This window comes from Oscillospiraceae bacterium (assembly GCA_025758045.1).
Classification (GTDB): Bacteria; Bacillota; Clostridia; order Oscillospirales; family Ruminococcaceae; genus Gemmiger.
Window position 1 is genome coordinate 3,119,478 of sequence record CP107208.1, and the last position, 23,917, is coordinate 3,143,394.

The 23,917-nt window shown below is 48.3% G+C and carries 20 protein-coding genes and 3 pseudogenes; 9 read left to right on the forward strand and 14 right to left on the reverse strand.

Annotated elements, in window-relative coordinates:
- Nucleotides 1-41: 41 nt before the first annotated feature.
- On the forward strand, nucleotides 42-1,184 hold the full coding sequence (locus tag OGM81_14690) for a hypothetical protein (protein UYJ43534.1): 1,143 nt from the start codon (nucleotides 42-44) through the stop codon (nucleotides 1,182-1,184).
- 59 nt (nucleotides 1,185-1,243) lie between these two features.
- On the opposite strand, the gene OGM81_14695 is transcribed toward OGM81_14690, so the two are convergent.
- The 5 genes and pseudogenes from OGM81_14695 to OGM81_14715 all read right to left on the reverse strand — a co-directional run bounded on the left by OGM81_14695 (nucleotide 1,244) and on the right by OGM81_14715 (nucleotide 7,227).
- Entirely contained in the window at nucleotides 1,244-2,749 is a 1,506-nt protein-coding gene (locus OGM81_14695; protein ID UYJ43535.1) for an IMP dehydrogenase, read from the reverse strand.
- 212 nt (nucleotides 2,750-2,961) lie between these two features.
- Nucleotides 2,962-4,260, reverse strand: coding sequence for a DUF1700 domain-containing protein (locus tag OGM81_14700; protein UYJ43536.1), 1,299 nt, complete (start codon nucleotides 4,258-4,260; stop codon nucleotides 2,962-2,964).
- Entirely contained in the window at nucleotides 4,257-4,577 is a 321-nt protein-coding gene (locus OGM81_14705) for a PadR family transcriptional regulator (protein UYJ43537.1), read from the reverse strand. Before OGM81_14705 ends, OGM81_14700 begins: the two co-directional genes overlap by 4 nt.
- Before the next feature lie 278 nt (nucleotides 4,578-4,855).
- A complete protein-coding gene (locus OGM81_14710; protein ID UYJ43538.1) occupies nucleotides 4,856-6,874 on the reverse strand; it encodes a Sip1-related alpha-galactosidase in 2,019 nt (672 codons plus the stop codon).
- 197 nt (nucleotides 6,875-7,071) lie between these two features.
- Nucleotides 7,072-7,227, reverse strand: a pseudogene (locus tag OGM81_14715) (chromosome partitioning protein ParB).
- Nucleotides 7,228-7,507: 280 nt separating this feature from the next.
- Between OGM81_14715 and OGM81_14720 the strand changes: the two are divergent.
- The 8 genes and pseudogenes from OGM81_14720 to OGM81_14755 all read left to right on the forward strand — a co-directional run bounded on the left by OGM81_14720 (nucleotide 7,508) and on the right by OGM81_14755 (nucleotide 13,964).
- Nucleotides 7,508-7,708, forward strand: a complete 201-nt coding sequence (locus OGM81_14720; GenBank protein UYJ43539.1) for a helix-turn-helix domain-containing protein — start codon at nucleotides 7,508-7,510, stop codon at nucleotides 7,706-7,708.
- The gene (locus OGM81_14725) at nucleotides 7,689-8,372 is read left to right on the forward strand and encodes a response regulator transcription factor (GenBank protein ID UYJ43540.1); all 684 of its coding nucleotides are present in this window, start codon (nucleotides 7,689-7,691) and stop codon (nucleotides 8,370-8,372) included. The genes OGM81_14720 and OGM81_14725 overlap by 20 nt, the downstream gene beginning before the upstream one ends.
- A 96-nt stretch (nucleotides 8,373-8,468) precedes the next feature.
- Nucleotides 8,469-9,407, forward strand: coding sequence for an ATP-binding cassette domain-containing protein (locus OGM81_14730; GenBank protein UYJ43541.1), 939 nt, complete (start codon nucleotides 8,469-8,471; stop codon nucleotides 9,405-9,407).
- Nucleotides 9,385-10,083 (forward strand): ABC transporter permease, encoded by a 699-nt coding sequence (locus OGM81_14735; GenBank protein UYJ43542.1) that lies wholly within the window; start codon nucleotides 9,385-9,387, stop codon nucleotides 10,081-10,083. The genes OGM81_14730 and OGM81_14735 overlap by 23 nt, the downstream gene beginning before the upstream one ends.
- Nucleotides 10,084-10,098: 15 nt before the next feature.
- The gene (locus OGM81_14740; GenBank protein ID UYJ43543.1) at nucleotides 10,099-10,836 is read left to right on the forward strand and encodes an ABC transporter permease; all 738 of its coding nucleotides are present in this window, start codon (nucleotides 10,099-10,101) and stop codon (nucleotides 10,834-10,836) included.
- Between the two features lie 28 nt (nucleotides 10,837-10,864).
- Complete coding sequence (locus tag OGM81_14745) at nucleotides 10,865-11,767, forward strand: HAMP domain-containing histidine kinase (GenBank protein ID UYJ43544.1); 903 nt, start codon at nucleotides 10,865-10,867, stop codon at nucleotides 11,765-11,767.
- Between the two features lie 58 nt (nucleotides 11,768-11,825).
- Nucleotides 11,826-13,007 (forward strand): annotated as a pseudogene (locus OGM81_14750) (site-specific integrase).
- 60 nt (nucleotides 13,008-13,067) lie between these two features.
- Nucleotides 13,068-13,964 (forward strand): annotated as a pseudogene (locus OGM81_14755) (IS110 family transposase).
- A gap of 288 nt (nucleotides 13,965-14,252) precedes the next feature.
- Here OGM81_14755 and OGM81_14760 read toward each other — a convergent pair.
- The 9 genes from OGM81_14760 to OGM81_14800 form a co-directional block, all read right to left on the reverse strand.
- Nucleotides 14,253-15,485, reverse strand: coding sequence for an ATP-binding protein (locus OGM81_14760; protein ID UYJ43545.1), 1,233 nt, complete (start codon nucleotides 15,483-15,485; stop codon nucleotides 14,253-14,255).
- 151 nt (nucleotides 15,486-15,636) lie between these two features.
- Nucleotides 15,637-16,320 carry a DUF4366 domain-containing protein gene (locus OGM81_14765; GenBank protein ID UYJ43546.1) on the reverse strand — a complete coding sequence of 228 codons (684 nt, stop codon included), beginning with the start codon at nucleotides 16,318-16,320 and terminating at the stop codon, nucleotides 15,637-15,639.
- On the reverse strand, nucleotides 16,310-16,567 hold the full coding sequence (locus OGM81_14770) for a DUF4315 family protein (protein ID UYJ43547.1): 258 nt from the start codon (nucleotides 16,565-16,567) through the stop codon (nucleotides 16,310-16,312). Before OGM81_14770 ends, OGM81_14765 begins: the two co-directional genes overlap by 11 nt.
- Before the next feature lie 14 nt (nucleotides 16,568-16,581).
- Nucleotides 16,582-18,318, reverse strand: a complete 1,737-nt coding sequence (locus OGM81_14775) for a C40 family peptidase (GenBank protein UYJ43548.1) — start codon at nucleotides 18,316-18,318, stop codon at nucleotides 16,582-16,584.
- Between the two features lie 3 nt (nucleotides 18,319-18,321).
- Nucleotides 18,322-20,709 (reverse strand): ATP-binding protein, encoded by a 2,388-nt coding sequence (locus tag OGM81_14780; protein ID UYJ43549.1) that lies wholly within the window; start codon nucleotides 20,707-20,709, stop codon nucleotides 18,322-18,324.
- Nucleotides 20,669-21,103, reverse strand: a complete 435-nt coding sequence (locus tag OGM81_14785; GenBank protein UYJ43550.1) for a PrgI family protein — start codon at nucleotides 21,101-21,103, stop codon at nucleotides 20,669-20,671. The genes OGM81_14780 and OGM81_14785 overlap by 41 nt, the downstream gene beginning before the upstream one ends.
- Before the next feature lie 17 nt (nucleotides 21,104-21,120).
- A complete protein-coding gene (locus tag OGM81_14790) occupies nucleotides 21,121-21,987 on the reverse strand; it encodes a CD0415/CD1112 family protein (protein UYJ43551.1) in 867 nt (288 codons plus the stop codon).
- A 25-nt stretch (nucleotides 21,988-22,012) separates the two neighbouring features.
- Nucleotides 22,013-22,159 carry a Maff2 family protein gene (locus tag OGM81_14795; protein UYJ45020.1) on the reverse strand — a complete coding sequence of 49 codons (147 nt, stop codon included), beginning with the start codon at nucleotides 22,157-22,159 and terminating at the stop codon, nucleotides 22,013-22,015.
- Between the two features lie 36 nt (nucleotides 22,160-22,195).
- Entirely contained in the window at nucleotides 22,196-23,806 is a 1,611-nt protein-coding gene (locus OGM81_14800; protein UYJ43552.1) for a recombinase family protein, read from the reverse strand.
- Nucleotides 23,807-23,917 lie beyond the last annotated feature (111 nt).

Below are 23,917 nucleotides of genomic sequence, written 5' to 3' on the forward strand. Positions count from 1 at the left end.
ATTATGCGGTATTGCCCTAAACCAAAAGAAAGGACAACTCCATGTTGCTTTCCCAATATAAACCTTTGGCGCAAAAGGCGTACTGCGCGGCCATCGTGCTGCTGCTGATCTTGTCGGAGGTGTTCAGCTCCAATATCCAGGCCGCATTGCCGACTTTCAGCAGCTTGGCCCGCCTGACTTTGACGGGCGGCGCGGTGGCACTGCTGGGCGTTAAGATTTTTTTGCTGACAGACTACGAGGCCCGCTGGCAGCCGATTCTGGCGGCGCTGGTGCTGGCCTACACGGCTTTTGCCACCTGGTACGGCGATGATATGTGGTTTTTCTTGGCCGCACTGGTAGGGCTGGGCGCGAAAGACATCGACATAAAAGCCGCCCTTCGCGTCTATCTGGCTGCGGCCGTAGCGGGCCTGCTGGTGGTGCAGCTGCTGCACTTTGCTACCCCGCTGATGCCCTACAATTTCTACTGCCGCAACTGGGATTTCGGCTACGGCCACTACAACGGCTTCGGTGCGCGGTTGGCGGGCGTGTTCTTCGCCTGGGGCTGGCTGCGGCACGATAAACTGTGCGCTATCGACTGGATGGGCCTGGCCGCGCTGGCTATTTTTACCTACAAGGTCCCCGGCAGCCGCGGCGCATTCGGCGGTATGGCGGTCATGCTCCTGCTGTTCGCCGTGCAGAAATTCTTCCCCAAGCTGTTTGATAACAAAATTTGGTACGCCTTTGTGCTGGCTGTGCCGGTGATGCTGGTGGTGTTCAGCCTCTACGCCGGGTACATTTATAACCCCGAGTGGCCCTACGACCACATGGCGATTCTGCTGCTGAGCATCTTTCTGTCCGGACGGTTCGAGATTTGGCACAATGTGTTCTGGGGTTCTCCCCTCACCCTGCTGGGCGGTCTGCCTACTGACGGCGACGAGCACCACGCCATTGACAACACCTTCCTGGCTGTGCCGATGAACAAGGGCATTCTGGGCGCTATTTTAGTGGCGGCGTTCTTCCTGCTGCTGCTCTGGCGGTTAGCCAAAAAGTATCGCTCCACCGAGACGATCTGCCTGCTGGCCTTAACGCTTTACCTGTTCATGGAAAACAAGCCTTTCCTCCTCTCTGCCAATCCGTTCTTACTGTTGGCGCCCATCGTGTTTTTTGGCGGGGCTGCGGCAGAGAAAAAGCCGGACAAAACCTGACCTAAACCCAAAAACAGCCCCGCCGTTTGGCGGGGCTGTTGCTGTTTATAAGGGTAAAATCAACGGTTCTGCGGGCCGTTTTTCAGGATGACGTCGTGGCTGCCGCCCTCAACGATAGAGGTAGAGGAAACGACGGTCAGGCGGGCTTTCTCCTGCAGCTCGGGAATGGAGAGCGCACCGCAGTTGCACATGGTGGAGCGCACCTTGTACAGGGTGGTCTGCACGCCGTCGGCCAGGGGGCCGGCGTAGGGCACGTAGGAGTCAACACCTTCCTCGAAGCTCAGCTTCTGGGCGCCGCCCAGGTCGTAGCGCTGCCAGTTGCGGGCGCGGTTGGAACCCTCGCCCCAGTACTCCTTGACGTAGTTGCCGCCCACGCGCAGCTTGTTCGTGGGGGATTCGTCGAAGCGGGCAAAGTAGCGGCCCAGCATGACGAAGTCGGCGCCCATAGCCAGGGCCAGAGTGATGTGGTAATCCTGCACGATACCACCGTCGGAGCAGATGGGAATATAGATGCCGGTCTCCTTGTAGTACTCGTCGCGAGCCTTGGCAACCTCAATGACAGCGGTAGCCTGGCCGCGACCAATGCCCTTGGTCTCGCGGGTGATGCAGATGGAGCCGCCGCCGATGCCGATCTTGATGAAGTCAGCGCCAGCCTTGGCCAGGAAGAGGAAGCCCTCGCGGTCGACAACATTGCCAGCGCCGACCTTCACCTTATCGCCGTAGTTCTCGCGGATCCAGGCGATGGTGCGGGACTGCCACTCGCTGAAGCCCTCAGAGGAGTCGATGCAGAGGACATCCACACCGGCGTCCACCAGAGCAGGTACGCGCTCGGCGTAGTCGCGGGTGTTGATGCCGGCGCCTACGACGTAGCTCTTGTTCTCGTCCAGCAGTTCGTTGATGTTCTCCTTGTGGGAGTCATAGTCCTTGCGGAAGACCATATACTGCAGGTGACCTTCGGCGTCCACCAGGGGCAGAGAGTTGATCTTGTTGTCCCAGATGATGTCGTTGCAATCATGCAGGCTGGTGGTGTCGGGAGCGGTGACCAGCTTGTCCAGCGGGGTCATGAATTCGGTGACCTTGAGGTCCATCGTCATGCGGGACAGGCGGTAGTCGCGGGAGGCAACGATGCCCAGCAGCTTGCCGTGAGCCGTGCCGTCATCGGTGATGGCCACGGTGGAGTGGCCGGTGCGGGTCTTCAGGTCCAGCACATCGCCGAGGGTAGCCTCCGGCGGCAGGTTGGAGTCAGAAGTGACAAAACCCTTTTTGTAGGCTTTGACGCGGCGGACCATGTCGGCTTCCTGCTCGATGGTCTGAGAGCCGTAGATGAAGGAAACGCCGCCCTGCTTGGCCAGTGCAATAGCCAGCTTCTCGCCGGAAACGGACTGCATGATGGCAGAGACCATCGGGATGTTCATTTCAAGAGGGCAATCCTCCTCGCCCTTGTGGTACTTGACCAGCGGGGTCTTCAGGCTGACAGCCGTGGGGACACACTCCGAAGAAGAATAGCCGGGGACCAGCAGATACTCACCAAAGGTGCGGGACGGTTCAGAGAAATAATATGCCATGTTACACGCTCCTGACTCCTACAATTTCTTAATCTTACTGATTAGGAAGATTGTACCACATTCGCGGACAAAATACAAAACCTTTTGGCGAAAATCTTTCTTGCACCGCAAAAAAGAAAGTTGTGGATATTGCACCAAAGATTTTAAGGGAAGTATGACTTTGACATGCGGTGATGGAAATCGCGCGGAAGATGCAGGGGCATGGAACGGCTTTATTCCGTCGTCGTCAGCACCACATCGCCCATCCCGGCGGTCAGGGTCACGCGGCGGGTGGTGGTAGGCGTTTGGCTGTAGCTGGTGCCCAGCGCTTTGCCGTTAAAGGCGACCTCGCCCATCGAGGCCTGCAGGTCCAGCGTGTAGTCATCGGCCTTGCCGTCCACCGTCAGGCCAATGTTGCCCATCCCGGCCTTGACGGTGCAGATTTTGGAACTCTCCAGCCGTCCCAGGTCAAAGTTGCCTATGGCAACCTCGGCGGTAAAGCTGCTGCTTTGCACAAGGCCGCCGGTAAAGTTGCCCATCGAGACTGTGGCGTTGAAATTTTCCGCTTCCACCGTGCTGCAGGTAAAGTCGCCCATGGCCAGGTTCAGATCGATGCTGTCGGCGGTAATGGTCTCATTGTTGTCAAACTCCACATCGCTCATGGCGGAAGTGATGGAGAGCCTTTTAAAGTGGAAGGTCTCTGTATCCGGCACGGACAAAACAAACTCCGGTTCCGGCTCGCTGCTCAAATCGCAGTTGGCAGGCACTTTGTAGCGGATGGTCAGCGGTTCATTCTCAGTGTAGGTAACGTCGAGCCGCTTGTTATACACGTTCTCGCAGTGCAGGGCGGCGCTGGTGGCGCCGGGGTCAATGACGATGGTCAGGCGGCCGTAATCAATGTCCAGCACGGCATCCTGCAGGGTGATGTTGTCACAGGACATGTCTGTCGTGTGGGGGCTGTTGTCATCCACAGCACCGGAGGGGCCTTCGGCGGCGGTACCGTTTTCCTCAACGATTTCACTGTCGGGGGACGCGGTGGTAGAGGCAGCATCCTGGGGTTGCTCGACGACCGACTCGGCAGCCGAGACAACGAAAGGTTCGGCGGTGTTGGCAATAGAACTGCGGCGCACGCCGAAAAAGCCGATCAGTAAGACGCAGACCACGACCAGCACGGCGGCAAGAGCCAACAACACGCCCATAACCGGCGGGATGGCGGCCGGGCCGTGGAGCTCAGGCTTGGTAGTTGGGGGATTTTCTCCAGTTGGTTGGGGGGCAGCATCCTGCGCGGTGTCGGCAACGTCGCTGCTCTCCCCTGCTGCGGCTTGGGCGGAGTCCAGCATCAGGCCCTCGCCCTCCAAAATTTTGCGGGCGGCGTCGGCGGGGTCGCCCAGCTCGGCGGCGGTGGCGTCTTCAGCTTCCGGGCCTGCGGCGTCAAAGTATTCTTCGTAGTAGTTCAGCGCATCCTGGCGCTCCTGCTCGGGCAGAGGGGCGAGCAGCTGCGCCAGCTTGGCTAAATAAGTTTGTTTGTTCATTGTGTCTCCCCCTCAAATAGTCGGTCGATCTTGGCTGTGTAGGCGTCCCATTCGGCGCGATACCCCGCCAGCTGGGCACGGCCGGTGGGTGTGATTTGGTAGTAGCGGCGGTTGCGGCCGTTGAACGGCTCATCGTGGACGGTCAGACAGCCGTCCTTTTGCAGGCGGCGCAAAACGGGATACAGCGTGGATTCGGATATGTCCAGTACGGCGCGCACATCCTGGGTGATGCGGTAGCCGTAGGTGCCCGTTTCCTCCCGCCCGACGACGGCCAGCACGATGGCATCCAGCAGCGCCGCCCCGGTATTGAATGACATGGCGTTTCTCCTTTAGACATAGATGATGTATGAACTTATATATTATATACCATATAATATTGTAAAAAGCAATAGCTGCTTATAAAAAAGTGCCCCGGAATAAACAGGAAGCCGATATCTATATAGGTAGAGGTTCTGCGAGCCGCAAGTTTAAAGAACAAGGGAAAGCAAAGCCTAATGATTTGCTCTTTTGACAAAGTAAAAAACAGGGCTTTGCTCCAGAATGTCCGTTTTCAGGAACATTCTGAGAACAAAGCCCTGGTTTTGTTATTTGCAAATTACCAGACGAAGGAAAGCACCGTTTTGTGGGGCCCCTCCGGGAGCATTATTTCATACAGAAAATCGTTCTTTTTCACACTGCTCGTCACATCTACGGAATTAACCATGACCTTTTGAGGCTCTTTTTCAGAAAGCCATCCCAGTGTTCCGGACTCTTTGACTACCACAGTCTGAGTGCTGTCGTTTTCGAAAATGCTTTCAACCGCTGTGAACCCCACAAATTTATCTAGCAGCCCCAGGCAGGTGCCGTATTTTCCCTTTGGAAGCAGAACAAACCATCCAAAGCCGCCCAAATCAAGCCTGCTCTCATAGCTTTCCTGTTTGCCCAACGAAAACGCGTTTTTGGCAAAATAATCGTACACCCAATAGTTGTCGGATTCCTCCAGCTGCGGAATATCTGCCGGACGGAATGAAAAGTCCTGTATGCCGTCGGTCAGATTGTAGGCGGCAATGCCTCCGCCCTTCTTGACAGAACCCCAGGAAGCGGTATTGTGCAGTTTTAATACACCCGTCTTCATAGGATCCGAAAACATGCAGTCTTCTGTAGGCTTTGCTGAATGATCCATCATCAGGATTTCGCCGTTGTGATAGACCAATGGCTTCAGCACATCCGGATTTGTGTCCCCAATTTGGTCACTGACGTAGATGGGGCCGCCGCTGATCGCCCGCAGCAGGCTGTGCTTAACGGCATCCTCATGCTTTGTCCAGAACATATCCCAGTCACAATAATACAGCTCATCATGATACACCGAATTGTAAGCATTCTGCAATAGATGTTCCACAAAGCCGTTTTCTTTGTTGGGCATAAAGTCATCACTGTTTCTGGAAATTGCGGAGGTCGGTCTGGACAGAATATTCTCCATCGCCATTCCCATACAGTTGATGATGGCACCATCCATGTAAGAAGCGCCGCCTTCAAGGGCTTGGTGCATTCCCTTTGCCGCGGGGCCGATGGGGAGACTGTTTTCCGCAAAGCTCCAAAAGGAGCTCTGACCATCTACCTTCACAAAATCGATTCCGTCCGCGTGAAGCGTTTCATACCAGTCCCGGTAGAATCCTTCCCCCGTCAGAGGATTGGGCATGATTTTCCCGTCTGCGGTTCGATACAGGTGGGCGTGTTCCTGCCCCTCCAGTTTGCTTTCCGGGGCAACACCCTGCCAGTATCCGCAAAGTGCGTGCCATACGCCAAACCAGCGAATGTCGCTTTCCGCTTTGATATCTGCTATCATTTTCCCAAAACCATTGGGGAACTTTGCAGGCTCCGGAGCAAAATCGCAAAGCAACTCTCCTTTGGTAGAAAGCCAACCGTCATCCATCAGCATCCACCGGACAGGAATTTTCTTTTCCACAAGCTCGCGGGCCTTCTGACGGACTTTTTCTTCTGTGATTTCTCTGTAAAAAGCATCCCAGCTGCACCAGCCGAGAGAGCGGAACATTTCCGGCATACGCCTTTGTTCCCTTGTTCGAACCCCCATGCGCTTTGTAAGCCAGGCAAACACCTTGTGAACCGCGTCTGCCAGTGTGTCTGCCTCTCCAAGAACATACAGCGGTTCGTCAACCTCGGTCTGCCCATCCAGACTGGACAGCATTTCCAGGCAGACTTCTTGCTCTGTTCCTGTTTCCAGATATGTCTTAAAGGTTTTTCCCACCATGGGAACAAGACACGCAAAGCGATCCGGGTATTTTAGAAAAGCTACCTGCGTCCGGGCAGGGATCTCCTGAAATCCTTCTACAAAAGCAGGTCTCGTCCACCAGTCATTGAGCATATACATTGCCGTGATTTTCTCCGGGCTCTGAACTGTTGGAAGGGATACCCGAATTGGCTTTTCCTTTCTCAATGCACCCTGACGCATATTCAGCCGGATCTGACCATACCGGCATCCATAGTTCCGGTTTTCGGACACTTCTACATAGATTTCTTCCCGCTCCCAGATTCCCGGCACTGCGGGGAATGCCGCATGGATGCTTTCCCCATTTTGACAATGGATTTCGCATTTGATCGTTTTTACTTCCGTCATTTCTCAGCACCTCACCATTTTTGAGGAACGGTAAATCAAACTATGTAACAGTATTCTTTCTATAGCATAATCTCAACCTCGAACAAAGTCAATTTGTGCAGGTTGTTTTCATGATAAAATCCGCCAATTTTCGATAAGAATTTACAAATCTGCAAGCAATGTTTCCTTGGCCAAGTCCTGCGAAAACTGCATTATCCCTTTTCGGGATACGAAAGCTCAACAGCCGGGTTAAAGGAGAGCTGCTTCTGATCGACCATATCCAGAAGCTCGGGGATCAGATTGGTGAGGCGGATGAATCGCTGAACTTGGCGGCCACTTTCACCTGTATCTTTACCAAGTACATCTGCCGATTTTATGTCAGCGACAGGACCATTGAAAAGATCATCAAGCTCCTGCGGTGTGCGTTTAAGCAGGCGGTAGAATGTGAATAGATCGGATTGCTGACCGTAAAAATAATCAAAACTCACACGGCTTCACCACCTTCTTTCTGCGGAAAACTTTCTGTTGTCAGCGGAATGCTGCGGAAAGTCGTATCCGTCTTTTCATATGAGCACAAATATATGATAGATATATCATGCCTTGTATTCTTCGAGCAAATGAAATATAATAAGAAATGTTGTCGGAGGTGCAAATATGGACTATATGACACTCAAAGAGGCAAGCGAGAAATGGGGCGTTTCGTCCCGTCAAGTCAACTATTACTGCGTCGAGGGCCGTATTCCCGGCGCTGTGAAAATGGCCGGTGTTTGGTTGATCCCCAAGGAAACAGACAAACCCGCCGATAGACGATATAAAAAGCAGGTGAAAAACGAAAATGAAAATTCTGTTGGTTGAGGATGATTTGGAAATCAGCAAGTTATTAGCTGAATTTTTGCAGGAAAATGGATATGAAGTTTTTTGCCAATATGACGGGCTTCATGTATTGGATTGCCTGCGGGAAAATAATATCGACTTGATTTTGCTTGATATTATGCTTCCATATCGAAATGGTGATACCGTACTTACAGCGGTAAGAGAATGTTCTACGGTTCCAATCATCATTATTTCCGCCAAAGGAACAACGCAAAACAAAATAGATTTACTGCGTCTCGGTGCAGATGATTATATTACAAAACCGTTTGATATGGAGGAAGTTCTGGCCAGAATTGAAAGTAATCTCCGTCGAGTGCAGTTTCAAAAAGATACTCCTACCTATTTACGTCATGGCGATTTGATTTTGGATTTGAACGATAATACCGCCTTTTTGCAAGGCAGCGAATTGACTTTGACGGCAAAAGAATTTGCAATTTTAGAGTTGCTGATGAAATACCCGGATAAAATATTCTCAAAAGCAAATTTATTTCAAAGTGTTTGGAACACCGAGTATATCAGTGAGGATAACACATTAAATGTTCATATAAGTAATCTCCGTAACAAATTAAAAGCCGTTTGCCCGGACAAGGACTTTATTGATACTGTTTGGGGTATTGGATACCGTTTACACAAAGCCAGAGATTAGACCTCTGGCTTTAGACATTTTTTAGAGATTTCTGTTTGGATTTAAGAAATTCTTTATGATTGCCTCTTACAATCAATCATAAAGGAGGTTGATAACATGAGTTCCATCATTTTACAGGCACATAGTCTGACAAAAAAATACCGGCATACTGTTGCCTTAGATCATATTGACTTGCAAATTGAGAAAGGGAAAATCTACGGTTTTATCGGTCAGAACGGAGCAGGTAAAACTACTTTTCTGCGATTGGTTACAGGGCTGGCTTTCCAGACCAGCGGTACTTTAGACTTATGGGGAAAGAGTTCGGCAAAAGATTTGCAGGAACAGAGAAAGCGGATTGGCTGCATGATTGAAACACCTGCACTCTTTCCGGCCATGACAGCTTATCAAAATATGGAGATACAACGCATCCAACGCGGCATCCCCGATAAAGCAGTGATTGAAAAGACTTTGAATATGGTTGGCTTAAAGGACACTGGCAAAAAGAGTGTTCGTAATTTTTCTTTGGGTATGAGGCAACGGCTGGGAATTGCAATCGCTCTCTTGAACACGCCAGAATTTTTAATTCTCGACGAACCGATCAACGGACTTGACCCTGCCGGGATTGTCGAAGTCAGAAATTTGCTGAAATCCTTGAACAAGGAATATGGTATGACAATTTTGGTGTCCAGCCATATTTTGGAAGAATTATACCAAACTGCAACAGAATTTATTTTAATTGACAAAGGAAAAATCATTGAAGAAATCTCCGATCAAGAATTGAATGAACGGTGTAAACGGCATATTGCAATCAAGGCCACCGATCCGCAAAAGGCGCTGCTTGTGTTGGAAGAAAAACTTCATACAGAAAATTTCAAGTTACTGCCAGATGGGACAATTCGCCTGTACGATTATCTTGATGATTTGGAAAAAGTCGCGGCTGTTTTGTCGGATGCGCATATCCTCGTTACAGGGCTTTCTGTATCCGGCGATACACTGGAAGATTACTTTTTAAGCAAGATAGGAGGTTCAGAAAATGTTAAATCTCCTAAATACTGAGTTTTATAAACTGTTTCATAGCCGGTACTTTTGGGGGATTGTGGCATTTAATCTTTTTTTGAGCAGTGTGCTGCTGTTAGACAGTATTGGAGAAACATCCAGTCTATTCTTTGCATCGTTATATAATGTGCCTATTTTCTTTTTTCTGGCAATCGTCTTTTCTGCGTTGTTTGTTGGAAATGACTTTGGACAAAGAACGCTGCAATCATATATCTTTGCAGGCCATAACCGAGGACAGATATTACTTGCAAAACTGGTCGCCTATCAAATAGCCTGCATGACGATTTTAGCTTTACCATTACTGGTACATGGATTGATTGGAGGGATTTGCTTCAAAGAAAGCTTCGTGAGTGTTAGCGGCAATCTCTATACCGTTTTGGCAGTTTTGGTTTCTTTATTTGCAATGTGCCTGTTACCGTTTTTCTTTGCTTTTCTGTTTCGTGATATAGGAAAAACTTTAGCTGTCCCGATGGTTCTCTTTTTCCTGATGATATTCTTGATGAATGGAGATCAGGCACTCTTTATTTCGCGAATATTGCCAATGGGACAGCTCCGACTGATTGCATTACAGCAATTTACCCCATCTATGGTGCAATTTGTTTTCACAGATTTTTTGTGGATATTCATTTTATATTTTGGCGCTTATTTGGGATTTAGGCGTTCTAACTTGAAGTGACAGGGAGGTATCGAAATGAGTAATCTATTAAAAATGGAAAGATACCAATTATCACATAATTTCTTGTATTGGTGTGGCATGGTCGGCATCTTTCTAATTGGCTTTTTTACGGCAGAAACTTATGTCCCGGAAGTTATGGGGACAACCGGCGGGGCTGCTACTTCCCTTGCGGATATTTTCAACGGAATGGTTTATGACTCTACATTTCTTCTCATTCTGATGTCCAGTATTTTAGCTTTGATTTTAGGACAGGAGTTTTCTTACCGGACAGTAGATCTTGAAATAACTGCGGGCCATTCCAGAAAATCAATCTTCATTTCAAAGGTAATCACATATTTGATTGCCTTTAACGTCATGGCTCTTGTTTATCCCATTGCCGGGTGTATAAGAGAATTTTTCAGATTTGGATTTATTGATGGAGGGAACTTTATTTATCAGGCTACTAAGGCGGTTCTATACTCTTTACTTTTGAACAGTGCTACTTTTTTCATTGCAATCTGGATTTGCTTTTCACTGCGTAATTCTGCAAAAGCGATTGCTGTTACAGCCGTTACGACGTTTGTACTTAGTCTTTATCTGGGTTTTGGAATGATGTTGAAATTTCCAGTAGCTTTTTTGCCAACTTATCAAATAAGGGAGGCAGTTACCAGCATAGCAATCTTCCAACCATTCCCGATTTTGATTGGAATTGTTTGGGTCGTTGCGCTGTTGATTTTATCATGGTGCAGCTTTCGGAAATGTGAATTAAAGTAGATTTCAATTAGAAAACGGAAAGAGGGAGGTGTCTAAAATAGAGCTACTGCTATTGATTGTATTTTTGCTGTTGCTTATCTTGCTATTCAAATATCTACAAACAAAACGGCAAATCCGCAATCTATCAAAACAGATAGCTGAATTGGTAAATGGCAAATCCGAGAAAATGCTGGACATCTCTTTAATTGACAAAGATTTGGAACAACTGGCAGGAATACTAAACCAGTATAACGATAATCAAAGGCAGTTGATTGCCAGTACGCTACGCCACGAGAACTATCTGAAAGAGTCGATTGCAAATATTTCACATGACCTGCGGACACCATTGACCGTTATACTCGGACATTTACAGCTATTAAGAAAAGAAACTCTGACAGACAGGCAAGCACAGCGAATAGAAACCATTTTTCACAAAGCAGAAAGAATGAAAGAATTGGTACAGACTTTTTATGACCTGTCTATTTTGGATGCCGAGCAGATAACACCCCGGCGAGAAGATTTTAACCTGTCTAATTTGCTGATAAATCTTATTACAGAGAATGCTCCTGCATTGGAAGCAAAAAATTTATCCCCTGAAATTGATTTGCCGCCCCATTCTGTCTATCTCAATTCTGATTACAGTATGGTGGAAAGGATTTTACAAAATCTTTTGACAAATGCGATACGTTATTCATCCGGCGACATAAAAATGAGCTTAAAGCAGGCAAGGGAAAATAGGGCTATTTTCACGATTGAAAATCCGATTGATAGCAAAACCGAAATAAATCCCGCCCGCCTCTTTGAACGATTTTATACAGGGGACGCATCCAGACACAACAGTGGTACAGGAGTAGGACTTGCGGTTGTAAAGTTACTGACGGATAAACTGGGCGGAAATGTTTCTGCTGAAATTAAATCCAATGTATTGACTGTGACACTCGAAATACAATAATTTTTCATTCATCTGCCGGACGACGGCAAAAGAAAAAAAGCCGTCGTTCGACAGACACTACGGAGAAAAGAAATGGGGCGTGTCTATGTATGACAGCCAAACGGCGCTGATTGCGAACTATATCAATCCGATCATCGGTGATATGGAGGTACAGGCGGTTACGCCCCGTGCGGTTGATGGTTATATCCAGACCTTGCAGAAAACCAAGTCGGTGTCTACCAAGACCCGAAAGGCTGTTACCACCTATGTCAGTGACAAGACCATTGAAAAGATCATCAAGCTCCTGCGGTGTGCGTTTAAGCAGGCGGTACGCTGGGAAATCATTGCAAGAAATCCCTTTGACAATGTGATCCTCCCGAAAACGGAGTATGCGAAACGGGATATCTGGACGGCGGATATGATCCGTCTTGCCCTGGACAAATGCACGGACAGCAAGCTCTATGTAGCAATGAACCTTTCCTTTGCATGCTCTCTGCGTATGGGTGAAATCCTGGGGCTGACCTGGGAGAACGTCCATATTTCCGATGAAGATATTGCTGCGGATAATGCCTATGTCTACATCGACAAGGAACTGACACGGGCATCCAAACGGGCGATTGAAACGCTGGGTGAGAAGGATATCTACTACATCTTCACTCCGCTCATGCCGAACACCAGCACAAGAATTATTCTGAAAAAGCCGAAAACCGATTCCAGTATCCGTAAGGTGTGGCTGCCGAAAACGCTTGCCTACATCCTGCGGGAATGGAAGAAGTCCCAGGACGAGCTGAAAGGCTTTCTGGGCGACGAGTATCAGGACTTCAATCTGGTGGTGGCACTTCCCAATGGACGGCCCTGCGAGGATCGGATCATCCTCAAAGAGTTTGCAAAGCTCCGTGAGGACGCAGGGCTGCCGAAGGTGGTCTTTCATTCTCTCCGTCATTCCAGTACCACTTACAAACTGAAACTGAACCACGGCGATCTGAAAGCCACCCAGGGCGATACAGGCCATGCCGAGATCGACATGATAACCAGTATCTATGCTCACATTCTGGACGAGGATAGAAAGGTCAATGCTCAGAAATTTGAGACAGCCTTCTATGCCAAGCCTGATCTTCGCAATGTCCGTCCACCGGAGGAACCGGCAAAATCGGAGCCTGCGACCCTGGACCTTGAAAGCCTTGTGGAGCAGCTTCAGAAGTCGCCGGAGCTGGCAAGTGCGCTCGCAGCCCTGATAGCGGCGCAAGCCCCGGCAAAGTGATCCGAAAAATCGAATTAGCAAAACGCAGAATTTCCTTAGCAAATTTCTGAAAAGCGTTCGAGCCTTCGCAAAACCAAGACTGACCGTGTCGATGCGCGAACCATTGCAGCTATGCTCTTGTCTGATGTGGACCTCAAGTCCTACACAGACACAGCATACCACAACGAGGAGTTAAAGTCACTCACAAGATACCGGTTTGACAAAGTCCGCGAGAGAGCGAAGCTGAAGCAGTCCGTTTCTCGGTTGGTCACAATTCTGTTCCCAGAGCTTGAAAAGTTGGTGCCGACATTGCACATGGCGTCAGTTTACGCACTTCTCAGCGAGTTTCCTGGCGCCAAACAGGTTGCCGAAGCGCACCTGACGCATTTGAAAGCCGTCTTACACGACGCCTCCAAAGGCCGCTACGGGCGAGACATGGCAGTAACACTTCGGGATGCCGCCAGATGTTCTGTCGGCTCTGTCATGCCGGCCAAGTCCCTAGAACTGCGGCATACGATTCGCCTGATCCGCGAACTGGATTCCGAAATTCAGGACATTGAAGCTGCCATCCAGACGATGATAGAGGAAATCGCTTCTCCCATTACTACCATTCCGGGCATCGGCGTTCGGATGGGCGCAATGATTCTGGCTGAGATTGGGGACTTCTCCCGGTTCGATTCACCGGACAAAATCCTTGCCTACGCCGGGATGTCGCCATCTACCTACCAATCTGGGCAGATGTCACTCACAGGCGCATATTCCCACATGGAAAAACGAGGTTCCCGATACCTGCGCTACGCTCTTTACAATGCCACGAAATACGTCTGCCATTGGGACCCAATCTTCTCTGCCTATCTTGCCAAGAAGCGGGCTGAGGGCAAGCACTACAATGTTGCGCTCTCCCATGCGGCCAAGAAGTTGGTTCGGTTGATTTATGCCTTAGAGAAGTCCAGGCTACCCTACAGCAGCGCTGCATAAGTCCTTTATTCTCATAGGCTCAAGCAGGCGTCCAACAGGGCGTCAGCTTTGTTATACTCTTTTTTGACCGCCTACATTTTCCTCACCTTTCCACTCATTTCGGCTTGACTTTTAATAGTTAGTCTTTCACAAAAAAATAAGCAGCCACACACCGTAGTGCATGACTGCTATGTAAAAAGTTCGGAAAGGATTTTTGCAACCTGATACAATTTTCTGTTCTACAATCTCCGTCATAATAAAAATATCTCCATCATTTCAAAAGAGAATGACGGAGATATTTCACCTTGCTTATTCTTGTAGCAACCAATCGGCTATATCGTGAATTTCGATTCCTTCATAGCTATATTGGGGATGTTTGGTTCTGGCAATAATCATTTTCGGATAAGCGTCTCGAATCTGAAGCAGAGGAGAGCATTCTCTCTCAAATGTTTCCTGCCCGGAAATGTTGTCGCTGACCTGAATATAAATCTTTTCGCTACCTCTCTGAGCAACAAAGTCGATTTCCTTTTGATAGAGCTTGCCGACATAGACATCATATCCACGGCGAAGAAGCTCGATACAAACAACGTTTTCATATACTCTGCCATAGTCTATATTTCTGCTTCCCAGTATTGCATATCGAATACCGCTGTCACACAAATAGAACTTTTCAGAGCTTTCAAGGTATTTCTTACCTCGGATGTCATATCTCTTAATATCATAAAATACAAAAGCATTGCACAAATACTTAATGTACTTGCCGACGGTTACATGATTGGTTGGAGTCTCATTTGCTGTCAGTAGCTGACTGACCTTATTCGGAGAAGTCAGGTTGCTGATATTATCCATAAGGAACTCGCTCAGACGTTGTAAAACCAAAGTGTCCGGGAGAGTATATTTCTGTACCAAATCCCTTGTAACAATCGTTTCGTAGACCTCTTTGATATAGTTTGTTCTGTCTTTTTCGGTTCTATAAGCATAGGAACCTGCTAAACCGCCCTTGATAGCGTACTCATCAAAGAGCTTATCTTTGTCACTAATATCATCATAATACTGGCAATATTCCTGGAAGCTGAAAGGAAACACATGAATTTCAATATAGCGTCCGGTAAACAGAGTTGCCAGATCTGCACTCAACAGGAAAGCATTAGAGCCTGTTACATAGATGTCGTATTTTCCCTTAGAGTACAGGCTATTGATTGCCAACTCAAACTTGGGACACATCTGAACCTCGTCTACAAACAGGTAGTTCGTTTTTCCTTCCTGATAATGTTCTTCCACATAGGCGTGTAAGGCATGGTATTCCTTGATTTCTTCATACGCCAAATCCATGAAGTCGATGAAGATAATATTGATGTTTTCAAAATTGCTTTTCAGATACGCAATATACGCCTGCATCAATTTGGACTTACCAGATCGACGAATGCCCGTGATGATCTTGATGTCAGGAGTACCATTCAGTTCAATGATTCTATCGAGATATTTTGCTCTCGTGATTGTTTTCATATAGTCACCCGCTTTCAAAAATTGAAGTTTTTTCATTTCTCGAAACCGCTTCGCTGTACTTATTATACTGTCTGCTAATAGTATATGCAAGATGTCACTTTCAAAAACGCAAATTTTTTTATTTTTTGAAAGCGGAAACTATGTAAAGGCAACCCGAAGGCTGCCCCAGGCATCAAGCCTATCCTGTTTACACAGGTTCATTATCATCTTCATCGACGGAGCTATCTTCATCGTCGTCCTCAAACTCCGGATCGTACCCATAGTCCTCGTCATCGTCCACATAATCAGCATCTGGGTCAGGCTTTGCCGCTTCCTGTGCCTTCTTCTTTTCCTGGACTTTCTTAAATACGAAGAATCCACCACCACAGGCAAGCACAATCAGAGTAAGAATCGCCGGGAGCATATTTGTGGATTTCGGCTTTTCCTCCGGTGTCGGTTCTGTAATTTCAGGAACTGTTTCAACTACTTCCGGCTTTGTTTCCTCAACCGGCTTGGTGAACTCTGCAACTTCTTCCTCGTCCATCAGCTTGAGCAGGTCGGCTTCATCCACCTGATTCAGAAAATGCACGGTTTCCTCGCCCTTATCATCACGGTCAATGATGATATAGAAGTAGTTTCCGTTTTTGGTTACAGCGGTAATGAACTGCTTTCCGCTTTTCGTAGGCGAGCCAGCGTCATCAACCAAAGTCAGATTGCCGTCGGGAGTAAGCGGTAGCATCGGCTCCTCCGGCTCTGTTTCGGGAACTTTTTCTTCGACCGCAGGTTCTTCAGTCGCTACGCTTTCATCTACATAGGCAAATGCCGTTGTAGAAAACACGCCAAAACACATTGCACACGCCAGCAATGCGGCTCCAATTTTCTTAAATCTCATTCTGCGTTTCCTCCTCATTCATAGTATTGATCGTATCAGGCTTCGGAGCCATATCCGCAGCAAACATACGGAGCAGCTCGGAAAGCTGTTCGGGATTCAGGTTCGCAGCATGAACCATCTCATGGATTTCGGAATTTTCCTCCTCACGGTATCTGCGTTCCAGGTCTTTCACCTTAGCATCCCATTCTGCCCGTTTCTTACGGGCTTTTTCAAGGTCTGCACCTATTCTGTCTAACTTGGCACTCAATCGCCATCCCTCCTTTAGTTTCTGATTCTGCCGAAGCAGTAAAAATGCTGTTGCCAGTAATTCGATTCGATAGAAGCGTAGGAAATGGGGTTTCCGCAGTGGATCATCATACCATTGCCAACATAGATACCAACGTGTGATGCACCGGAGGTATCATAAGTGCCTTGGAAGAAAATCAAATCTCCCGGTTTGGCAGAGCTTTTCGGGATAATGTCGCATACGCCCATCAAACCGTTTGCGGTCAAACGACCAACACTCCAACCGTTTCCGCAGTGATTGATTACATAGGAAACAAATCCGGAGCAGTCAAAGGAGGTAGACGGGCTGCTGCCGCCCCACACATACGGGTATCCCAGATATTTTTCAGCTTCCCGAATCATATTGGCAAATCTTGTGTCTGTCAGCGCTTCGCCCGGAATATCATAATCGGTGTACTCGCCGCCAGGGGTGGCGTAAATGTCATTTCCGAAAATATCCGGTCTGTTGCCCCTTGTCTGAAGCAAAATTCTATATCGCTCCATATCATCTTCCGACAAGCCGGAATTTGAAATCACACTGTTCAAGCCCTTATTTCTGAGCTTCACATTCAGAATATAATATTCGTAATCTTCTTCCTCTGTTGTTGTCTCTCCCGTTTCGGGATCAGTAGAAGATGTTGTTCGTGTACGAATCTCTACTACTTCCGTCAGGGTCAGCTCATATTGTTGCTCAAATAGCCATTGCAGGGTAGCCTGCACCTCATCTCTGGTGTAATCCTCAAACTTCACCGTCAAATACGCCGCCAGCTCATAAGGATTGTGGTTGATTTCATCAAGGTCATACCGGTACTCGTCATATCCGCTATGAGTACGCTCGATATTATTGATTTTATTGCGGAGCGCAGCTTCCAAAGCCTTGTAATCATTGTCCGCACCAATAATATCTTCCTCTTTTGCAGTAAAAGAAGTTCCCAGAATGATCTGTGTGCCGCCTTGGAACATAGCCGAACAAGACGAGAACATCCCTGAGAGTATCATAAAAAGCAGTCCGGCAATCAAAACAAACAGAATCGTTTTAGAGTGTGTGGTGCAGAACTCCGTTACTCTTTCTGTGATGTTCTTGGCTCCCTGAGCTGCTTTGCCCGTTGCCTTGCCTGCACCCTTAGATGCAGAAGCCGTTGTCGAAGCGGTATTCTTACCGGCTTTGGCGGCAGCATATTCTTTCTTGATTGCCCTTTTCTGTTGCCAACGGGAAAAGGGATTGGAACCGGCATCGGGGTTGTCCTTTTTGAACTTCTCATACAGGGCATTTACATTTGCTTTATCTGACTTCTCAACCAGCTTTTCCGCCTTGTCGTAGGCTTTCAGCTTGTGACTGTAAACGGCATGATCGACGGTATAGACAGTGGATTCAACAGCCTTGGTCGTTTCCTGCACAGCCTGAACGCCGATATTATCATCCTCATATTCTGACACCGCCCGATGTGCTTTGGATGTGAGCGTGACTGCGGCACCACGGCTTGCCATGTGCTTTGCCACAGATGGGCGCTCGATTTCCGTAAACTCCGCTTTTTCAAAACGGAGCTTTGCTTTACGGGAACCGGCTGCATCTGTTTCCAGCTTTAGCTTCGGCTTTGCCTTTTTAGAAGCCAATTTGTCTGCCGCTTTTTCAGCCCTATCAACCGCCTTATCTGCACGGTCGGCAGCTTTCTTCACATGAGAATCTGCAAGGTCATCTTCGGTAAAACGGAGTCGTGTAGGTCTTTTCGCCATACATTACGCCTCCTTTTCCTGTGCCACCTCGTTTAACTTCGTGGTCATAATGCGATACAGTTCCAGATCTGTCGGGAATCGGTCAATGAACGGCAGAATCACATTGCCATAGAACAGAAGTCCTTCGCCCTCACCGGAGTTGGTTACATAGGACAGCTGATGCGGCGAAATGTTCAACCGCTGTGCCAGAATACTTCGGTCATCGCTTGCCTGATTCAGCATATAGATGAAATCAGAGTTTTCGAGGATGTTGGCAATCTCCGGGGAACGAAGCAGGTCTTTGACATTCTGAGTAATACCGGTCGGCAAGCCGCCCCATTTACGGAATCGCTTCCAGATTTCTACGGAATAGGTTGCCGTCTGTTCTTCCTTCAGAAGCAGATGGAACTCGTCAATATAATATCTGGTCGATTTACCGGCAGAACGGTTGGCAGTTACACGCCCCCAGACCTGATCCTGAACGATCAGCATACCGATTTTTTTCAGCTGATTGCCCAGCTCCTTAATGTCGAAGCACACCAGACGATTCTGAATATCCACATTGGTTCTGTTGTTAAACAGTTTCAGAGAACCCTTAACATAGATTTCCAAGGCGGTCGCTACATGGTGGGCTTCCTTTTCGTCCTGTTTCAGAAGGGCATCATACAAATCCTCAAGGATCGGCATATTCTCAGGGGCAGGATTGTCGAAATATCTCTGGTAAATCTGATGCACACAACGGTCGATAACCGTCTTTTCGATAGGCTGCAAGCCATCCTTACTGCCCATAATCAACTCACAGAGGGACAGGATAAAATCAGCTTTCAGTGCTACCGGGTTGTCATCCTCAGAGTAGTTCAGGTTGATGTCCATAGGGTTGATATAGTTGGTACTGGAGGAGCTGATTTTTACCACCTGACCATTGAACTTGTGAACCAGAGCCGCATATTCCGCTTCGGGGTCGCAGATGATAATATCGTCATCCGTAACCAGGAACGCATTGGTGATTTCACGCTTTGCGGAAAAGGATTTACCGGAACCGGGAGTACCCAGAATCAGTCCGTTGGGGTTCTTGAGCTTCTTTCTGTCCACCATGATAAGGTTGTTCGACAGAGCATTCAGCCCGTAATAGAGCGTTTCTCCACCATTCTGGAACAGCTCCTGCGTGGTGAAAGGCACAAAAATAGCCGTGGAACTGGTAGTCAGGCCACGACGAATCTCAATCAGGTTTTGTGCCAAAGGCAGGCTGCTCATCAGTCCGGATTCCTGCTGAAAATCCAAACGACGCAGATTGCAGTTATGCTTCTGGGCGATGCTCTGTGCCTGGAACACATTGTTCTCCAGTTCCTGCTCGGTGCGCCCGGTGTTCAGCACCAGAAATGTCACCATGAACATTCGCTCATTCTGGCTCTGCAATTCTTTCAGAAGTGACTTCGCATCTTTACCATAGGTAGCAAGGTCAGATGGGATAATGTCCATGTCATAGCCAGAACGCACAGCCTTTTTCTGTTCCTCGATTTTGGAACGGTCAAGCTCGGTGATGATTCTCTTGATGGTCTTAATCGCCGCAGTCTGGTCAACCGACTGGATGTGCATGGTCACGATCTGCGTGGATTCCATATCCAGAAAATCCGCCAGCATACGATCAGACAGGTCTGATGCCGTAATTGCCAGATAAGACATCGAACCGAAGATACTGCCCATCTGGAAGGTGCGGTTGGTCTTAAAGGCAAACGCCGTCGGAGCAATGAAGTCCTTTACGGACAGCCCGGATTCCACAAGATACTTCCAATCGAAGAAGAACTTATCATTATCACCCATGTGGAACATAGAGTGCATCAGATGCAGCCGCTCTTTGCCGTTCATGGTAGTGGCAATGACACCCAAACGCCGAAAGTTATTGAGCAGATCGTTTTCGATATGGTTGAGTCTCGGCTTTGCCTGCCGCATGGATTCGGCTTCAATGCCGAATGTCAGGTACTTGGTTTTGGTCAAGCCGTTGTTGCCCTGCGCCAACTGCTTTTTCAGCATCTGGCTATACTCGGCACGGACGGGATTGAAGCTGTCCTTCTTGAACGGGATACGGATACTCTTTTCAAAGCTTTCAGCATCGGTACTCAGGTTCATAAAGGAAAGCTCAAAGTGAATGGAGCTGTCAAAGAAATTCAGGAAACTGCACCACTCATCGAAGATGGCAGTCTTATCTTCCTGCTGTGCCAGCTGATAGTTGATGTCCTGAAACTGAATGGTCTTGGTGTAATAACTGTCAGTGACACGGCAGATGCCATCCGGGAACATTCTCTGAAAGGGAATGGACTGCTGTGCAGTCTGCGGAATACCGTTGTCCTTCTTTGCCCGTTCCACAACAGCTTTAATTTCTCGCTGCTGCTTCCGATTCAGATTTGCAGGCATTTTGATGTTTCTTGCCTGTGGCTTCTTTTTGAAAAACAATTCGTTCAACCTCCTTTTCCAGTTTGTACTGACGCATCAAAGCGTCATAATAGTTGTCCGTCTGATAAGGGCGAACCTTGGGACGAACGAATTTGGTCTGAATGAAGTGTTCTACAACCACTTCCAACGGCTGACTATCCTTTTCATACATTGCCAGAAAGAACAACGGTAACATGACGATCATCATGGACAGTGCTGCAAGGCTCACATTTCCGGTTGCTTTGACCAGAAAGAAAATCGGCACTCCGATGAGCGCCGCCGCACCAAAGCAAAGTAACTGCCGTTTCGTCAGATTGAAGAACACTTTTGTTTTTACCCTCGTCAGGTCACGAGGTACGGGAATATACGCTGCCAAACAATTTCCTCCTTCCCTTAGTGAGCGCTGAATACACCCTTCGCAAGCGAACCAGTCTTAAACAGGGTGAAGCACAAAAGGACGGTGTAGCCCATAACACCCCAGATAGAACCGATGATGTCATCACTGAATGCGATAGACTGAATCAGCACCGCATAAATGCCCACGCAGATCATAATCAGGAATCCCTGGAATCCGATTGCAAACAGCGAACGCAGATAATTCTGTCCGATATTGCTCTGTTCTCTGTTTCCAAAAGTGGAAAGCGGAATCGGGGCAAGGCTGACCATCAGATAAATTTCAATCATTCGACCGTAGACGATCACAAAGATGATGATTGCCAAAGCGGACATCGTGACCTGCACGATAAAGGATTGCAGGAACAAGCCGAGCAAAGGACCCAAATCCATTGCCATCAGCGTTTCTTCCATTGTTTCCAATGCCGAAGCATCTATGGCAGTATTTCCGGATATGATACCGGCGCTTGCGTTTATAACGTGCTGTGTCACATCAAACACAGCCATCGTGATATTGAATGTGTTTGTGATTAACATGACCGCAACAAAAGTCTTGAACACCCATTTGAAGAAGATCCAGGTTTCAAAATTTGCCAGATTGTTGTGGTCAATAATCATCTGAATTAGCTCATAACAGGCAATGAAGGTCAGAATCAAGCCTGCGATTGGGATAATCACTGACTCGGAGATGTTTCGTACCATGGCAAAGACACCCGGCGAAAAATTCGCCGGGGTCATGCCAACGGAGGTTGCTATCTCGCCAACCTGGTTGTTGACGGACTCAAACATCCCCGACAGATTTCCCATAATAGCTGAAACGAGCATTTCTTTCAGCCAGTCTGTGATCTGTTGGAGTATGCTGTCCAAAGGCGATTACCTCCTTGTTTTGTGATTAACCGAACAGTCCGGAGAGCAGAGGTACAAGGGTGGTGCCGATGAGGGCAACACCGCCGCCAGCCATGAGCTGCTTCATGCCCTGGGACTTTACTGATGTGCGATAAAGAAGTAATAGAAGTGTAAAAAATTTTGCCGTTCCTATCCGGCACTTAGCTCTTGTGTCGGATAGGTCGGGCGGTTATTCGGGCAAGTCCACCTTGCCAACAAAAGAATAATAAATCTCAATGTCCTGTCTGCGGGTCTTGTTCTCGTCATAGCTGCACTCATGTACAACGATTTTCTCTACAAACTCCCGCAGCAGAGTAGGGGTAAGTTCTTCAAAGCTGGTATGCCGCCGAACAACATTCATAAACTTTTCTGCGTTCACGGTGGCTTCCTGTGCTTTGGAAAGCTCCGCTTGGATAGCGGCGGCTTTTTCTTTCAGTTCCCGTTGCTCTGCTTCATAGTCTGCCGACAGCTCTGTGAAACGCTCGTCTGATATGCGCCCGGTCACGCTGTCCTCATACAGCCGCTTGAAGATAGCGGATAACTCGGCTATGCGTTTCTCGGCGGCTTCCAGTTCCTTTTTCTTGGCGGCGTTCCTGCGCTTGCCCCCGTCCTCGTTCTGCTCAATCAAGAGCTTTATAAACCGGGCTTCATGCTTTGCCGCATAGCTGGTCACTTTCCGCAGATTGGATAGTACACCAGCGGTCAAGAGGTCGGTGCGGATAAAGTGCGCTGTACAGTCATGGGTGCGTTTCTTGTAGTTGCCGCAGATATAACAGTCCTGCTTGCGCTTGTCCGTCTGGTATCGCTGCTGATACATCACACTGCCGCAGTCTGCACAGAACAGTATGCCGGAGAACAAGCCCACTTCATCATAGCGGTTGGGGCGTTTGCGCTGCTTGCGAAGCTCCTGCACCCGTTCCCATGTTTGGGTGTCTATGATAGGCTCGTGGTGGTTCTCGAATATCGCTTGCTTTTCCTCCGGGTTTTCTACGCTGTGCTTGACTTTATAAGAGAGTTTTTCCGTCTTGAAGTTTACCAGGCAGCCCGTGTATTCCCGGTTTTCAAGGATATGCACAACGGTATTGGTTGCCCACTTGCACTCATAGCCGGGGTGGTAGCGGCGAGTGCTGCCCGTCCTGCGGTATTCCAGCGTCCCCGGCGTGGGGATTTGCTGCTCTGTGAGCATACGGGCTATCTTGGTCGGACCATTCCCGGCAAGGCAGAAATTGTATATCTGCTTGACTACGGGTGCAGCTTCCTCGTCAATGATGAAATTTTCGTCCTCGTCCATGAGGTAGCCATACACAGGCTTGCTTGTGATAGGCTTGCCACTCATGCCTTTTGAGCGTTTCACTGCTTTGATTTTCTTGCTCGTATCTCTCACCAGCCATTCGTTAAAGATATTCCGCAGCGGGGCAAAATCATTGTCGCCCTGTGCGCTGTCCACTCCGTCATTGATAGCGATGAAGCGGACACCTTTCTGTGGGAAAATCATTTCCGTGTACATTCCCACTTGCAGGTAGTTTCGCCCTAACCTCGACATATCCTTTACGATAACTGTCCCGACTTTTCCGGCTTCAATGTCCGCAAGCATGGCTTGAAAACCGGGTCTTTGAAAGTTCGCACCAGAATAACCGTCGTCCGTGTACCAGCGCAGATTGGAAAAGCCGTTCTGCTTTGCATAGGTTTCAAGGATACGCTTCTGATTGGAAATGGAATTGCTCTCGCCTTGCAGCTCGTCCTCATGGGAAAGTCTTGGGTAAAGGGCGGTAATTGGTTGTTGGTTGGTCTGTCTTAACATAAAATCCTCCGTTTCCGACAGCCAGCCCCACTATTCCGTACCTTGATTGTACCACATGGGGCGGCTGTCTGTATAGCGGCAAAAGCGTCAAATCTGCTTCTTTATGGTCGG